Origin of the sequence: Salmonella sp. SAL00653, from assembly GCF_046552515.1 — a bacterium.
Classification (GTDB): Bacteria; Pseudomonadota; Gammaproteobacteria; order Enterobacterales; family Enterobacteriaceae; genus Salmonella; species Salmonella enterica.
The window spans coordinates 173,413-188,943 of the sequence record NZ_JBGDTY010000010.1 but is presented as its reverse complement, the minus strand read 5'-3'; the positions used below and the strand labels follow the sequence as shown (position 1 = coordinate 188,943).

Below are 15,531 nucleotides of genomic sequence, written 5' to 3'. Positions count from 1 at the left end.
GGGCGTTTGAACTCAGTCATCATTACGTTCTCCGGATTTAAGTCTGGAACGTGTCAACGCTATTCAGGACGGGTCATATAAATGAAAAAAGCACCCTGACGGTGCTTTTTTCGGGTTCAAGTTTTGCGTTAAAACTTAACCGTAAATATTGGCGCGATCGCGCAGTTCTTTACCCGGTTTAAAGTGAGGAACGTATTTTCCTTCCAGTTCCACTTTATCGCCGGTCTTGGGGTTACGTCCGGTACGAGGCGCGCGGTAATGCAAAGAAAAACTGCCGAAACCGCGGATTTCAATACGCTCGCCCTGCGCAAGAGTCGAGGCCATATGCTCCAGCATCTCTTTTACCGCGTCTTCAACCGCCTTAGCGGGAATGTGAGATTGCTGGGTTGCAAGTCTTTCAATCAATTCTGACTTGGTCATGATTCCTCCGGTTCCTTAAAGGCAAATTGGCTGCAGCCGTGAGATTGATTAAGGGCGGCCGTAGCCGCCCTTAGTGCTTGATTACAGGCCGAAACCTGCAATCTGTCAAGTAATCTCGTTATACTTCGGACTAAAAGACCCGAAGTTTCAGAGGATTACTCGCCTTTAGCTGCTTTGAATGCTTCAGCCATTGCGTTGTTAGAGAAGTTTGCATCTTCCTGTTTGTTAACAGTTGCGATGGCATCTTTCTCGTCAGCTTCGTCTTTCGCACGAACAGACAGGCTGATTGCGCGGTTTTTACGATCAACGCCGGTGAATTTAGCTTCAACGTCGTCGCCAACGCTCAGAACCAGAGTCGCATCTTCAACGCGGTCACGGGATGCTTCAGAAGCACGCAGGTAACCTTCAACGCCGTCAGCCAGTTCTACGGTTGCGCCTTTCGCGTCAACTGCAGTGACTTTACCGGTTACGATAGCGCCTTTCTTGTTCAGAGCAACCCAGTTGTTGAACGGATCTTCTGCGAGCTGTTTAACGCCCAGGGAGATACGTTCACGTTCTGCGTCAACCTGCAGAACAACTGCAGCGATTTCGTCGCCTTTTTTGTATTCACGAACTGCTTCTTCGCCTGCAACGTTCCAGGAGATGTCAGACAGGTGAACCAGGCCGTCGATGCCGCCGTCCAGGCCGATGAAGATACCGAAGTCAGTGATAGACTTGATTTTACCTTCAACGCGGTCGCCCTTGTTGTGGGTTTCTGCGAACTGCTGCCACGGGTTAGATTTGCACTGCTTCAGACCCAGGGAGATACGACGACGTTCTTCGTCGATATCCAGAACCATCACTTCCACTACGTCGCCAACGTTAACCACTTTGGACGGGTGGATGTTTTTGTTGGTCCAGTCCATTTCGGAAACGTGAACCAGGCCTTCAACGCCTTCTTCGATTTCAACGAAGCAGCCGTAGTCGGTCAGGTTGGTCACGCGACCGGTCAGTTTGGTACCTTCCGGATAACGTTTAGCGATAGCAACCCACGGATCTTCGCCCAGCTGTTTCAGGCCCAAGGATACACGGGTACGCTCGCGGTCGAATTTCAGCACTTTCACGTTGATTTCGTCGCCAACGTTCACGATTTCGCTCGGATGCTTAACGCGTTTCCAGGCCATATCAGTGATGTGCAGCAGGCCGTCAACGCCGCCCAGATCAACGAATGCACCGTAGTCAGTGAGGTTCTTAACGATACCTTTAACTTCCATGCCTTCCTGCAGGTTTTCCAGCAGCTGATCGCGTTCTGCGCTGTTTTCGGATTCGATAACGGCACGACGAGAAACCACAACGTTGTTACGTTTCTGGTCCAGCTTGATTACTTTGAATTCAAGCTCTTTGCCTTCCAGGTGCAGAGTGTCACGCACCGGACGAACGTCTACCAGAGAACCTGGCAGGAACGCGCGAATACCGTTCAGCTCAACAGTGAAGCCACCCTTAACTTTGCCGTTGATAACACCGGTAACAGTTTCAGCATCTTCGTAAGCTTTTTCCAGCGTGATCCATGCTTCGTGACGTTTAGCTTTCTCACGAGAGAGCAGAGTTTCACCGAAGCCGTCTTCTACTGCATCCAGAGCAACGTCAACTTCGTCACCAACCTGGATTTCCAGTTCGCCCTGGGCGTTTTTGAACTGCTCAGCCGGAATGGCAGACTCAGATTTCAGACCGGCGTCAACCAGTACTACGTCTTTGTCGATAGCAACAACAACACCACGAACGATGGAACCCGGGCGGGTTTCGATTTCTTTTAAGGATTCTTCAAAGAGTTGAGCAAAAGATTCAGTCATGTTTAATCTTCAGGTTTCATATTTAACGTCCACCTGGCTCCGTGCCGGATGGGGTTGTTTAACATACCCGCTGTCAATCCTTTGCAACGGGGGTACTACAAATTCGGTCGCATTTAAGCGAGAGCCAATTTTTGGCGCGCATATTGTAACGCTTTTTCAATCACTTGCTCAATGCTTAATCGGGTAGAATCCAAAACTAATGCATCAGCAGCAGGAACTAACGGCGCTACAGCGCGATTACGATCGCGATCGTCGCGTTCCTTGATCTCGGCCAAAAGGCGTTCAAAGTTAACACTAAAGCCATTCTCCTGCAACTGTAGCATACGTCGATGCGCACGTTCCTCCGAGGAGGCGTCAAGGAAAATTTTTACCGGCGCATCCGGGAAGACCACGGTCCCCATATCGCGTCCATCGGCGATTAAACCAGGCGCTTTGCGGAATGCGCGTTGGCGGCGAAGAAGCGCTTCACGCACGCGTGGGAATGCCGCCACCTGGGATGCCGCGTTCGCGACTTCCTGCGTACGGATTTCGCCGCTAACGTCCTCGCCTTCCAGGATAACTTCCAGGTTGCCGTCCGTTGAGACGAAACGCACGTCCAGATGGGACGCCAGCGGCACCAGCGCATCTTCAGAGGCGAGATCGACATGGTGATGCAATGCCGCCAGCGCCAGTACGCGGTATATCGCGCCGGAATCCAGCAGATGCCATTGCAATGCTTCCGCCATTGCTTTGCACAAGGTGCCTTTACCTGCACCGCTTGGGCCATCAATGGTTATTACCGGGGCAATTGCCGTCATCTTTATCTCCTTAAACAGGCGTACCGTTAACGTAAACGCCGCGCATTATACGCGCCAACGCTCGCGACCGTTAACGTTGCGTGCAAAAACCAGTTTTGTCTGTAATCAGATGCGGAATAATTGCGCAATTATAGCGGGCCGGCGAGAAACCAGCCCGAAAGATGACAATGATTTACTTTTTATCTTCGGCAATTCTGTCGCGCATATGCTGCGCGCGATCGGCTGAAGCCGGGTGGGAGTCCATCAATGATTTTGCATGACCTGCGTCCATTGTGGCGAATTTATCGAATGCCGTGACTAAGCCCTGGGTGTTAATCCCGCGTTTTTTCAGCAGATCGTAAGAGAAGTCATCCGCATCCGACTCCTGACTGCGAGAAAACGCCGAATTGATGACGCCTTCCGCCAGATCGCCCAATTGAGACTGGGAAAGCTGCGCTGCGACGCCGCTGGTGGCGGAAATCGCATCGCGAGCCGCCAGCGTGGCATAAGCGGTCTGCATTGCCTTGCGAGAGTGCCCTAAAGAGACATGGCCCAGTTCATGGCCCAGTACGCCTTCACTTTCATTATCGGTCATCAGATCCATCAGGCCGGAGTATACGCGAACGCAACCGTTCGCCATCGCCCATGCGTTGATATCGCTGGTCATATAGACTTTATAGCTAACCGGCGTACCGTCAATGTTGTTACCCAGCGCTTTGGCGATTTTGCTCAGACGTTTGGTGTATTTGCTTTTCGAACCTGCCAGTTGATTCTCGCTGTCCATTTGTTTACAGGCATTATTAGATAATGCCTTAACATCCGCATCGGACAGTGTGGCGGCTTTGTAGGCTGACATGCCTGAACTGGCGATTAAATTGCCATTCACGCCATTTTTACATCCTGCCAGTAGCGTGGCGGAAATCGCCACCGCCAGTAGTAATGATTTATTTTTCATACTAATCTTCCGTTGATAACTATTATAAAAAACACATAAATCAATGTGTTAAATCATCAACAAATTAGCATTAGTCATAATTATAAAAATAGTGCGAATACGGACTCGGCGCGCCAGCCCGTCGACTGGCGCAACAGAAGACTTAGGCAGGCGTACTCATTCGCGCCAGTTGTTCGAAATAATCAGGGAACGTTTTTGCGGTACATTTAGGGTCCAGGATCGTAACTGGCGTATCGGACAGTGCGACCAGTGAGAAGCACATCGCCATACGGTGGTCGTTGTACGTGCCAATATCCGCGTGTTGGAGCTTCGCCGGCGGCGTGATACGAATATAGTCGTGCCCTTCTTCGACTTCAGCGCCCACTTTACGTAGCTCGGTCGCCATCGCGAACAGGCGATCGGTTTCTTTCACTCGCCAGTTATAAATATTGCGCAACGTCGTGGTTCCTTTCGCAAACAGCGCCGTGGTGGCAATCGTCATCGCCGCATCCGGAATATGGTTCATATCCATATCTATGGCGTGCAATTCACCGCGCGTGCAGGCAATAAAATCATCGCCCCAGGTAATGGTCGCGCCCATTTTCTCCAGCACATCGGCAAAACGAATATCGCCCTGCATACTTTTGCGGCCAATTCCGGTCACTTTTACCGTGCCGCCTTTTATCGCCCCGGCGGCGAGAAAATAGGACGCTGACGAGGCATCGCCCTCGACCAGATAGCGACCTGGAGAGTGATACTGTTGACCTCCCTTCACGACAAATTGTTGGTAGTGGTGGTTCGCTATCTCCACGCCAAAGGTTTTCATTAAATTTAGCGTGATATCGATGTAAGGTTTTGATACCAGTTCGCCTTTAACGCGAATAATTGTGTCTTTAGGGGCCAGCGGCGCCGTCATCAGCAGAGCGGTCAGGAACTGGCTGGAAACGCTACCATCAACCTCAATGTCGCCGCCGGTAAAACCGCCGCGCAGACGCAGGGGCGGATAGTTTTCCTGCTCCAGGTAATCAATATTCGCCCCGCCCTGACGCAGCGAATCGACCAGATGGCCTATAGGACGCTCTTTCATACGCGGTTCGCCGGTTAACACTATCTCATTTTGCCCCAGACATAGCGCTGCCGCTAACGGACGCATCGCGGTTCCGGCATTACCGAGAAACAGTTCCAGAGCGCCTGGCGCACGTAATGCGCCGCCATTACCCGTGATATCACAGCGGGTGCGATCGGCAGAAAGGGTGTAATTGATCCCCAACGCGCTCAGGGCATTGAGCATATGGCGGACGTCATCGCTATCCAGCAGATTCGTCAGAACGGTTTTACCACAAGCTAAAGCCGCCAGGAGCAAAGCACGGTTTGAAACACTTTTGGAGCCAGGTAAATTAATGGCGCCATCGACCCGCGCGATGGGTTGTAACGTCAGGGATTCCATGAAACTCAACTCTCAAAAAACAGAAATAAAAACCCCACAGACTGGCCGTGGGGATGAAAAACGTATTAGCCGTGGCGACGCTCAAAATCGATCATGAAATCGGTTAGCGCTTTTACCCCTTCAATCGGCATGGCGTTATAGATAGAGGCGCGCATCCCGCCAACAACACGGTGCCCTTTTAAGGCGTGCAGACCGGCGGCGAAAGACTCTTCCAGAAAGACCTTGTCCAGCGTATTGTCCGCTAACTGGAACGGAACATTCATCCGCGAACGGTTGGCCTGTGCGACATCGTTACGGTAGAAATCGCTGTTATCAATCACACCGTACAGCAACTCCGCTTTTTGCTGATTGATTTTGTGCATCGCCGCCACGCCGCCCTGCGCTTTCAACCATTTGAACACCAGGCCGGAAAGATACCAAGCGAAAGTCGGCGGCGTATTAAACATCGAGTCGTTATCATTCAGGACGGTGTAGTCGAGGATGGACGGGCAACTCTCATGCGCCTTGCCTAACAGATCCTCCCGGACGATAACCAGCGTCAGTCCTGCCGGACCGATATTCTTCTGCGCGCCAGCATAAATTACGCCATAGCGAGAGACGTCCAGCGGCGCAGACAGGATGGTAGAAGAAAAGTCCGCCGTGACGACCACCTCCGGGCCAAAATCAGGCGTTTCATCGATGGCGATGCCGTCAATGGTCTCATTCGGGCAATAGTGTAAATAAGCGGCGTTATCGGAAAGCTGCCACTCGCGCATCGGTTTTACGGCACGTTTGCCGTCAACGGTGATTTTGGCGTCGATAATCTGCGGCGCACAGTATTTTTTGGCTTCTTTGATGGCGCTCGCCGCCCAGTAACCAGCATCGACATAATCCGCCGTGGTTTTATCGCCCAGCAGATTGAGCGGCACGCCAGCAAACTGCCCGCGACCGCCGCCGTGACAAAATAAAACTTTATAGTTGGAGGGGATATTAAGGAGATCGCGAAAATCCTGCTCCGCCTCTTCAGCGACCTGGATAAACTCTTTGCCTCGATGGCTAATTTCCATTACCGACGTACCAAGACCGTGCCAGTCACGCAGTTCCTGTTGCGCCAGTTTAAGTACTTCCGCCGGTAGCATCGCCGGACCTGAACTAAAATTAAAGACCTGAGCCATTTCCCCTCACCACGCTGCATTGTTTCCTGCCTGACAGACATCAGGCAAACGTTATTCATGTGAATATCGGTTTTATCATTCAGTGACACACGCCGCAATGGGTAAAACAATGCGAGGAGAAAATGCGGCATGTGTCACACAACAGAATCTTCCGGATTAACCGTATAAATCCGATATTTTCGCTGTTAAACAACGCGTTTAGCCCGGCTTGCCTTCGTCCATTCTGGATTTGCGCAGCGCGGACATAATTGCTTTTCCCCGGCGTTCATGCGTATCACTTCACTGCAACGTACGCAGGCATAGTCGCCAGCCTCCGGCGCCACGATAAAGCGTGGCGTACAGTGCTCAGGAAGAATGCTTAACCCCGGCTTAACGTCTTTATTTTCAAAGAAATAGACGCTGATTTGTCCGTTTGTCTCCAGAATGGCCAGTCTGACCTGCCCCAGTTGCTCAACGCCATTCAAGCGAAGCTCCATAAAAAATTCAAACTCCGTCATGTTCGAGCGCTGCAGTTTTTCCCACGCCAGTTCGCCGTCTTCAACAATGACCACCGACTTGCCTTCCAGCAGATCTTCCAACTTTTCACTATGCGCCATCAGCCACATGACCAGGCGATAGAGCAGCGCCAGGGTGATGAATACCACCAGAACAGGGAGCATCGGAACGTCATCATAAAACGCGACGTCGCCTGCCGCCGACCCCAATGTCAAAATGATCAGCACTTCAAAAAGCGACATTTGCCGTACGCCGCGTCGTCCTGTCACCTTTAAGAAAAGAAACACCAGCACAAAGGTGTAAAAGCTACGCAGCGCCACTTCCCCCAAAAACGCTACCGGCACGTTATCCAGCGCCATTCGTTGCAAATCAAATGCTTTCATTTTTTATGCTCTTCCTGTGAATTCCAGTGTAAAAGCATAGCCAATACTTTTATTTCCGCTGATGTCCCGGCGAGATAGCGCCCGTCACATAAAACCCGTATCATTGCGCGCTTTCCGTACGACAAAAGTGATTTTCATGACGCAAACATTTATTCCCGGCAAAGACGCCGCGCTGGAAGACTCCATCGCCCGCTTCCAGCAAAAGTTACTCGACCTCGGCTTTCACATCGAAGAGGCCTCCTGGCTGAACCCGGTGCCAAACGTCTGGTCAGTGCATATTCGCGATAAAGAGTGCGCGTTATGCTTTACCAACGGAAAAGGCGCGACCAAAAAAGCGGCGCTGGCCTCGGCGCTGGGCGAATACTTCGAGCGTCTGTCAACCAACTACTTTTTTGCTGATTTCTGGCTGGGCGAAACGATCGCCAACGGGCCATTCGTGCATTATCCGAACGAAAAGTGGTTTCCGCTGACTGAAAATGACGACGTACCGGAAGGCTTGCTTGATGCCCGTCTGCGCGCGTTTTACGATCCGGAAAATGAACTCACCGGAAGCCAGTTAATTGATCTTCAGTCCGGCAATGAAGCTCGCGGCATCTGTGGTCTGCCATTTACCCGTCAGTCCGATAACCAGACCGTGTATATTCCGATGAATATCATCGGCAACCTGTACGTCTCTAACGGAATGTCCGCCGGCAATACGCGTAATGAAGCCCGCGTTCAGGGACTGTCGGAAGTCTTCGAGCGTTATGTGAAAAATCGCATCATTGCGGAAAGTATCAGTCTGCCGGAGATTCCCGCAGAGGTGATGGCGCGTTATCCGGCGGTAATGGAGTCAATCGCCACGCTGGAAGCCGAGGGTTTCCCGATTTTCGCCTATGACGGCTCGCTGGGCGGTAAGTATCCGGTTATCTGCGTCGTGCTGTTCAACCCGGCTAACGGTACCTGCTTTGCTTCTTTTGGCGCCCATCCTGACTTTGGCGTTGCGCTGGAGCGTACAGTGACCGAGCTACTCCAGGGACGCGGTCTGAAAGATCTTGATGTCTTCACGCCACCAACGTTCGATGATGAAGAAGTCGCGGAGCACACTAATCTGGAGACCCACTTCATCGACTCCAGCGGCCTGATTTCCTGGGATCTGTTCAAACAGGACGCCGATTATCCGTTCACGGACTGGAGTTTTTCCGGCACTACCGAAGAAGAATTCGCCACGCTGATGGCCATCTTTGCTGCTGAAGATAAAGAAGTTTACATTGCCGATTACGAGCATCTCGGCGTATACGCCTGTCGTATTATCGTACCGGGAATTTCTGATATTTATCCTGCCGAAGATCTGTGGCTGGCCAACAACAATATGGGTAGCCATCTTCGTGAGGCTCTGCTTTCGCTGCCCGGTAGCGCCTGGAATAAAGAAGATTATCTCAATCTGATTGAACAATTGGATGAAGAAGGTTTTGACGATTTCACCCGCGTGCGTGAACTGTTGGGTCTGGCGACCGGAGCGGACAATGGTTGGTATACACTGCGAGTCGGCGAATTAAAAGCAATGTTAGCGTTAGCGGGCGGCGATTTGGAGCAGGCGCTAATCTGGACAGAATGGACGATGGAGTTCAATTCGTCGGTCTTTAGTCCGGCACGCGCAAACTATTACCGTTGCCTGCAAACTCTGCTGCTCCTGTCGCAAGAAGATGCGCGTCAGCCACTGCAATATCTCAATGCTTTTATAAAAATGTATGGCGCAGAGGCTGTAGAGGCCGCCAGCGCCGCGCTTAGCGGTGAAGCGGCTTTTTATGGACTACCGGCTGTCGACCACGATCTACAAGCGTTCCCGGCGCATCAGTCCTTGTTAAAAGCGTATGATAAATTACAGCGCGCGAAAGCGGCATACTGGTCAAAATAAGGCCATATGAGTGACTTAGGGTAGGTTTACCCTCTCGGCTGCGTTATATTACGGGGCGCCTTTGCGGCCCCGTTTTATTTATTTTCGCTAAACGGCGAAAAATGTAATAACAAGGTTAAATATTGGTTGTTGATATTAAATTAATTGACATAGTGATGTTACTTTATTTGTTGATTACTCCATATTAATTAACCGTGCAGCAGGAGGAGTCAGGAAAAAATTCAACTCTATTTATAATTTTTAAAATTTATTTTTATTAGGATAATCAAAAAGTTACACCGTAATTGCATAAAAGCCATGCGACTTACGGGCCTATAAGCCAGGCGAGATATGATCTATATCAAATTCTCATCTATAATGCTTTGTTAGTATCTCGTCGCCGACTTAATAAAGAGAGAGTTAGTGTGAAAGCTGACAACCCTTTTGACCTTTTACTCCCTGCAGCAATGGCCAAAGTGGCTGAAGAAGCAGGCGTCTATAAAGCAACGAAACATCCGCTTAAGACTTTCTATCTGGCGATTACCGCCGGCGTATTCATTTCAATTGCCTTTGTTTTTTATATTACTGCGACAACCGGTACTGGCGCGATGCCTTATGGCATGGCGAAACTTATCGGGGGTATCTGTTTCTCTTTGGGACTGATTCTCTGTGTTATTTGCGGCGCTGATCTCTTCACCTCTACTGTTCTGATCGTTGTAGCTAAAGCTAGCGGTCGCATCACCTGGGGGCAACTGGCTAAAAACTGGTTAAACGTCTATTTTGGTAACCTGATTGGCGCTCTGCTTTTCGTGTTACTGATGTGGCTTTCCGGCGAGTATATGACTGCCAACGGTCAATGGGGACTTAACGTCCTGCAAACCGCCGACCACAAAATGCACCACACTTTTATTGAAGCTGTCTGCCTCGGTATTCTGGCGAACCTGATGGTTTGTCTGGCCGTGTGGATGAGCTACTCAGGTCGTAGCCTGATGGACAAAGCGTTCATCATGGTACTGCCCGTCGCCATGTTTGTCGCCAGCGGTTTTGAGCACAGTATCGCAAACATGTTTATGATTCCTATGGGTATTGTAATACGCGATTTCGCTACACCGGAGTTTTGGACCGCGGTTGGTTCGTCTCCGGAAAGTTTTTCTCACCTGACCGTGATGAGCTTCATCACTGATAACCTGATTCCGGTCACGATCGGTAATATTATCGGCGGCGGTTTGTTGGTCGGGTTGACATACTGGGTCATTTACCTGCGTGGTAACGAGCATCATTAATCTGTTGATGCCCATTACACGCAGTAAATAAAAAATCCACTTAAGAAGGTAGGTGTTACATGTCCGAGCTTAATGAAAAGTTAGCCACAGCCTGGGAAGGTTTTACCAAAGGTGACTGGCAGAATGAAGTAAACGTCCGTGACTTCATTCAGAAAAACTACACTCCGTATGAGGGTGACGAGTCCTTCCTGGCTGGCGCTACTGACGCGACCACCAAGCTGTGGGACAGCGTAATGGAAGGCGTTAAACAGGAAAACCGCACTCACGCGCCTGTTGACTTTGACACCTCCGTTGCTTCCACCATCACTTCTCACGACGCTGGCTACATCAACAAAGCGCTTGAGAAAATTGTTGGTCTGCAGACTGAAGCTCCGCTGAAGCGTGCGATTATCCCGTTCGGCGGTATCAAAATGGTTGAAGGTTCCTGCAAAGCGTACAATCGCGAGCTGGACCCAATGATCAAAAAAATCTTCACCGAATACCGTAAGACCCACAACCAGGGCGTATTCGACGTTTATACTCCGGACATCCTGCGTTGCCGTAAATCCGGCGTTCTGACCGGTCTGCCGGATGCGTATGGCCGTGGTCGTATCATCGGTGACTACCGCCGCGTAGCGCTGTACGGTATCGACTACCTGATGAAAGACAAATTCGCTCAGTTTACGTCTCTGCAATCCGATCTGGAAAACGGCGTAAATCTGGAAGCGACTATCCGTCTGCGTGAAGAAATCGCTGAACAGCACCGCGCTCTGGGTCAGATCAAAGAAATGGCGGCTAAATACGGCTGCGATATCTCTGGTCCGGCGACTAACGCTCAGGAAGCAATCCAGTGGACTTACTTCGGTTACCTGGCTGCGGTTAAATCTCAGAACGGCGCAGCAATGTCCTTCGGTCGTGTATCCACCTTCCTGGATGCGTACATCGAACGTGACCTGAAAGCAGGCAAAATCACCGAGCAAGACGCACAGGAAATGATTGACCACCTGGTCATGAAACTGCGTATGGTTCGCTTCCTGCGTACTCCTGAATATGATGAACTGTTCTCCGGCGACCCGATTTGGGCAACCGAATCTATCGGCGGTATGGGCGTTGATGGCCGTACTTTGGTTACCAAAAACAGCTTCCGTTTCCTGAACACCCTGTACACCATGGGGCCGTCTCCGGAGCCGAACATCACCGTTCTGTGGTCTGAAAAACTGCCGCTAAACTTCAAGAAATTCGCCGCTAAAGTCTCCATCGACACTTCTTCTCTGCAGTACGAGAACGATGACCTGATGCGTCCGGACTTCAACAACGATGACTACGCTATCGCATGCTGCGTAAGCCCGATGATCGTTGGTAAACAAATGCAGTTCTTCGGCGCGCGTGCAAACCTGGCGAAAACCATGCTGTACGCTATCAACGGCGGCGTTGATGAAAAACTGAAAATGCAGGTTGGTCCGAAATCCGAACCGATCAAAGGCGATGTTCTGAACTTCGACGAAGTGATGGACCGCATGGATCACTTCATGGACTGGCTGGCTAAACAGTATGTCACCGCGCTGAACGTTATCCACTACATGCACGACAAGTACAGCTACGAAGCCTCTCTGATGGCGCTGCACGACCGTGACGTTATCCGCACCATGGCGTGTGGTATCGCAGGTCTGTCCGTTGCTGCTGACTCCCTGTCTGCCATCAAATATGCGAAAGTTAAACCGATTCGTGACGAAGATGGTCTGGCTATCGACTTCGAAATCGAAGGCGAATACCCGCAGTTTGGTAACAACGACGCTCGTGTAGATGACATGGCGGTTGACCTGGTAGAACGTTTCATGAAGAAAATTCAGAAACTGACCACCTACCGTGGCGCTATCCCGACACAGTCTGTTCTGACCATTACTTCTAACGTTGTGTATGGCAAGAAAACCGGTAACACCCCGGATGGTCGTCGCGCTGGCGCGCCGTTCGGACCAGGTGCTAACCCGATGCACGGTCGTGACCAGAAAGGCGCTGTCGCTTCTCTGACCTCCGTTGCTAAACTGCCGTTTGCTTACGCGAAAGATGGTATTTCTTATACCTTCTCTATCGTTCCGAACGCACTGGGTAAAGACGACGAAGTTCGTAAGACTAACCTGGCAGGTCTGATGGATGGTTACTTCCACCACGAAGCGTCCATCGAAGGCGGTCAGCACCTGAACGTCAACGTCATGAACCGTGAAATGCTGCTGGACGCGATGGAACATCCGGAAAAATATCCGCAGCTGACTATCCGTGTATCTGGTTACGCAGTACGTTTTAACTCCCTGACGAAAGAACAGCAGCAGGACGTTATTACTCGTACCTTCACGCAGACCATGTAATGGGTTTGACTGAAATTACGCCATAAAAAGCGTACAAAAAAGGCTCCATATCAGTGGGGCCTTTTTAATGACTTTTTATATAAGCATATTGCGACAACTCGACTTTTTACTTATAAATAAAGTGTTATTATGTGATCTATATATTCTTCTTAGAATAGCATCAATTTCTCTTTTATTATTTTGATAATCATCATAATCCTTATTTAATACATCAGAAAACAGCATGGTGTTAGTTTCTATTAAATCAGATGACAATGACGGTTTATATGCTTGTAGCAGATAGCTAAGTGTTGGATGAACCATATCAAACAGGACTTCCCCCTCTAATTCCCAGTAACCTATTTTAAAAAATTGGGTAGTAATATTAAAAGACCCCATTTGAAGACAGCGTAGTTTATTCTTCTCCTCTTCAGTAAGAGTACCATTCCATTCAACACATTCCATTTTTCGATCTTCTCCAGATCGCATAAGCTTATAAACTTCATCCTTAATGTCATCATCCTCATTAACTGCATCTTTAAGTTTATTAGCAAATCCTTCTAATAATTCTGGATAGCGAGCAATTTTTTCTCCATACTTAATACATATTTTAAGAAACAACTCTTCTTCATCTTCTTCCATCACTTTAAAAATACAGTTTTCTGAAACATTGAGGAGACGATGCAAATTACATTTATCAATAACCTTGCCATCAATCTCAAATAAAACTTGTGTCTGATTCATATCAAAACGCATAACAAAGCGGTCTTGTTGAGATGGATTAGCATATTGTTTTAATTGTGTAAAGGCATGTATCTTCTCCATGCCGGTTATATCAACATTAAGTTCAGCTTGATTTTCACGTTCACATCCATGGATGAGTGTATATAATACCTCCAGCACCTCTTGTTTTTTGTGTGTTCTGAAGCAGTCCTTAAATCTATCCCATACCCCCATGTATAGCGCTTCTTCTTTATCAGGACTCATCAAACGGGCTAGCCGTGAATGATTAATTTCATAGTTATGACGATTACCAAAACTTAACGTAACTGGCATAATAACTCCCTTGATTATTTACCACAAAAGCAAGATCCAATCCGTTGCTCTCATTTTTTGATTAAAACCACACTCTATTTAAGAGATTGAATCAGCCTGGGTTTAGAAATGACATCAGATTTACACCTGATTTCGCGTTGAATGCGACGCCAGGCGCTGGACAGCGCATAACGTTCTTTGGACACATCTGAATTATGTTGAGAATTATTTTCGTTCTGACCACAACAAAACGGCGCCAACCATTCGAAAAAAGAGGCGGATCATAAACAGTAAAACCAGGGCGCTATGGATGATACACTTGCAGTATGTATTGCGGTTGAGGCGTTACGAGCTGATGAATGAGCCAGAATTTCTGGCGGTGCGAGTTATGCAGCATAGATTTGCCGTATATTTTATACTGAATAGAGGTAAAATAGCTCCATTGCAGCACATTCTGGAACAGCCACACATTCTGTAGTCCAAAATTTACGCTCGCAGTACCGCTTTTTTACAGGATGCAACCCCCTTACCAGGGTGCTCAACATGCCCGGAATGTGTCCATAAACCCCATGTTATTTAGAGCTAGCCGAAGCGATATGAGTAACTTAACCAATTGTATTACAAATGAAAGTGTTGCAGTAACTGCTGATAAAAAGCCGGTTATTGGTCGCATTCACTCCTTTGAGTCCTGTGGCACCGTTGATGGCCCAGGCATCCGCTTTATTACCTTTTTTCAGGGCTGCCTGATGCGCTGCCTGTATTGCCATAACCGCGACACATGGGATACGCATGGCGGTAAAGAGATCACCGTTGAAGACTTAATGAAAGAGGTGGTGACCTATCGGCATTTTATGAATGCTTCTGGCGGCGGCGTGACGGCATCCGGCGGCGAGGCCATTTTGCAGGCAGAATTTGTACGCGACTGGTTTCGCGCCTGTAAAAAAGAAGGTATCCACACCTGTCTCGACACCAACGGCTTTGTGCGCCGTTATGACCCGGTGATTGATGAACTGTTGGACGTTACCGATCTGGTTATGCTCGATCTCAAGCAGATGAATGATGAGATCCACCAGAATCTGGTCGGTGTCTCTAATCACCGGACGCTGGAATTCGCGCAGTATTTATCAAAGAAAAATGTGAAGGTCTGGATCCGTTACGTTGTCGTTCCCGGCTGGTCTGACGACGATGATTCCGCGCATCGCCTGGGTGAGTTTACCCGCGATATGGGTAATGTCGAAAAAATCGAACTGTTGCCCTATCATGAGCTGGGCAAACATAAATGGGTGGCAATGGGCGAAGAATATAAACTGGATGGCGTGAAGCCGCCTAAAAAAGAGACCATGGAGCGTGTAAAGGGTATTCTTGAGCAGTATGGTCATAAAGTGATGTATTAATCGCCTGCTATCTTACCCGCTTTTAAACGGCTACCCATGACGGTAGCCGTTTTGCTGTCTGGATAACGCTCTTACCGCTAAAATACCCGACCCCGCCATCAGACAGGCATGGTTAACAATATTGCGCTTACCAGGTATTAAATACAGAGTCGCTTATCTGCTGCTGGGTTGAAGGTCTGACAAC

The 15,531-nt window shown here is 49.2% G+C and carries 13 protein-coding genes; 5 read left to right on the top strand and 8 right to left on the bottom strand.

Features of this window, described 5'->3' with window-relative positions:
• Positions 1-135: 135 nt before the first annotated feature.
• The 7 genes from ihfB to ACLJRU_RS13615 form a co-directional block, all read right to left on the bottom strand.
• Entirely contained in the window at positions 136-420 is a 285-nt protein-coding gene (gene ihfB, locus ACLJRU_RS13645) for an integration host factor subunit beta (RefSeq protein WP_000167332.1), read from the bottom strand.
• 155 nt (positions 421-575) lie between these two features.
• Entirely contained in the window at positions 576-2,249 is a 1,674-nt protein-coding gene (rpsA, locus tag ACLJRU_RS13640) for a 30S ribosomal protein S1 (protein WP_000140324.1), read from the bottom strand.
• 113 nt (positions 2,250-2,362) lie between these two features.
• Positions 2,363-3,046, bottom strand: coding sequence for a (d)CMP kinase (gene cmk, locus ACLJRU_RS13635; protein ID WP_001539605.1), 684 nt, complete (start codon positions 3,044-3,046; stop codon positions 2,363-2,365).
• Between the two features lie 172 nt (positions 3,047-3,218).
• Entirely contained in the window at positions 3,219-3,980 is a 762-nt protein-coding gene (locus tag ACLJRU_RS13630; protein WP_023234776.1) for a M48 family metallopeptidase, read from the bottom strand.
• 142 nt (positions 3,981-4,122) lie between these two features.
• Positions 4,123-5,406 carry a 3-phosphoshikimate 1-carboxyvinyltransferase gene (gene aroA / locus ACLJRU_RS13625; RefSeq protein ID WP_000445191.1) on the bottom strand — a complete coding sequence of 428 codons (1,284 nt, stop codon included), beginning with the start codon at positions 5,404-5,406 and terminating at the stop codon, positions 4,123-4,125.
• Between the two features lie 65 nt (positions 5,407-5,471).
• Entirely contained in the window at positions 5,472-6,560 is a 1,089-nt protein-coding gene (gene serC, locus ACLJRU_RS13620) for a 3-phosphoserine/phosphohydroxythreonine transaminase (RefSeq protein ID WP_000079591.1), read from the bottom strand.
• Between the two features lie 185 nt (positions 6,561-6,745).
• Entirely contained in the window at positions 6,746-7,438 is a 693-nt protein-coding gene (locus ACLJRU_RS13615) for a DUF421 domain-containing protein (RefSeq protein WP_000642866.1), read from the bottom strand.
• 136 nt (positions 7,439-7,574) lie between these two features.
• Between ACLJRU_RS13615 and ycaO the strand changes: the two genes are divergently transcribed.
• The 3 genes from ycaO (at position 7,575) to pflB (ending at position 12,939) form a co-directional block, all read left to right on the top strand.
• Positions 7,575-9,335, top strand: coding sequence for a 30S ribosomal protein S12 methylthiotransferase accessory factor YcaO (ycaO, locus tag ACLJRU_RS13610; protein ID WP_187790648.1), 1,761 nt, complete (start codon positions 7,575-7,577; stop codon positions 9,333-9,335).
• Between the two features lie 404 nt (positions 9,336-9,739).
• Positions 9,740-10,597, top strand: coding sequence for a formate transporter FocA (gene focA, locus ACLJRU_RS13605; protein ID WP_000642539.1), 858 nt, complete (start codon positions 9,740-9,742; stop codon positions 10,595-10,597).
• A gap of 59 nt (positions 10,598-10,656) precedes the next feature.
• Complete coding sequence (gene pflB / locus ACLJRU_RS13600; protein ID WP_001292799.1) at positions 10,657-12,939, top strand: formate C-acetyltransferase; 2,283 nt, start codon at positions 10,657-10,659, stop codon at positions 12,937-12,939.
• Between the two features lie 75 nt (positions 12,940-13,014).
• On the opposite strand, the gene sopD2 is transcribed toward pflB, so the two are convergent.
• Positions 13,015-13,974: an SPI-2 type III secretion system effector SopD2 gene (sopD2, locus tag ACLJRU_RS13595; RefSeq protein ID WP_001539601.1), complete on the bottom strand. Its 960-nt coding sequence runs from the start codon at positions 13,972-13,974 to the stop codon at positions 13,015-13,017.
• Between the two features lie 187 nt (positions 13,975-14,161).
• On the opposite strand from sopD2, the gene ACLJRU_RS13590 reads away from it, so the two are divergent.
• The gene (locus ACLJRU_RS13590; RefSeq protein WP_077905879.1) at positions 14,162-14,431 is read left to right on the top strand and encodes a cytoplasmic protein; all 270 of its coding nucleotides are present in this window, start codon (positions 14,162-14,164) and stop codon (positions 14,429-14,431) included.
• Positions 14,432-14,549: 118 nt separating this feature from the next.
• Positions 14,550-15,347: a pyruvate formate lyase 1-activating protein gene (pflA, locus tag ACLJRU_RS13585; RefSeq protein ID WP_000067973.1), complete on the top strand. Its 798-nt coding sequence runs from the start codon at positions 14,550-14,552 to the stop codon at positions 15,345-15,347.
• The last annotated feature ends 184 nt before the right edge of the window (positions 15,348-15,531 follow it).

What these genes read in the sequence shown, in the direction of transcription:
- ihfB (WP_000167332.1), bottom strand. Translation starts at nt 420, where the DNA reads ATGACCAAGTCAGAATTGATTGAAAGACTTGCAACCCAGCAATCTCAC.
- rpsA (WP_000140324.1), bottom strand. Translation starts at nt 2,249, where the DNA reads ATGACTGAATCTTTTGCTCAACTCTTTGAAGAATCCTTAAAAGAAATC.
- cmk (WP_001539605.1), bottom strand. Translation starts at nt 3,046, where the DNA reads ATGACGGCAATTGCCCCGGTAATAACCATTGATGGCCCAAGCGGTGCA.
- ACLJRU_RS13630 (WP_023234776.1), bottom strand. Translation starts at nt 3,980, where the DNA reads ATGAAAAATAAATCATTACTACTGGCGGTGGCGATTTCCGCCACGCTA.
- aroA (WP_000445191.1), bottom strand. Translation starts at nt 5,406, where the DNA reads ATGGAATCCCTGACGTTACAACCCATCGCGCGGGTCGATGGCGCCATT.
- serC (WP_000079591.1), bottom strand. Translation starts at nt 6,560, where the DNA reads ATGGCTCAGGTCTTTAATTTTAGTTCAGGTCCGGCGATGCTACCGGCG.
- ACLJRU_RS13615 (WP_000642866.1), bottom strand. Translation starts at nt 7,438, where the DNA reads ATGAAAGCATTTGATTTGCAACGAATGGCGCTGGATAACGTGCCGGTA.
- ycaO (WP_187790648.1), top strand. Translation starts at nt 7,575, where the DNA reads ATGACGCAAACATTTATTCCCGGCAAAGACGCCGCGCTGGAAGACTCC.
- pflB (WP_001292799.1), top strand. Translation starts at nt 10,657, where the DNA reads ATGTCCGAGCTTAATGAAAAGTTAGCCACAGCCTGGGAAGGTTTTACC.
- sopD2 (WP_001539601.1), bottom strand. Translation starts at nt 13,974, where the DNA reads ATGCCAGTTACGTTAAGTTTTGGTAATCGTCATAACTATGAAATTAAT.
- pflA (WP_000067973.1), top strand. Translation starts at nt 14,550, where the DNA reads ATGAGTAACTTAACCAATTGTATTACAAATGAAAGTGTTGCAGTAACT.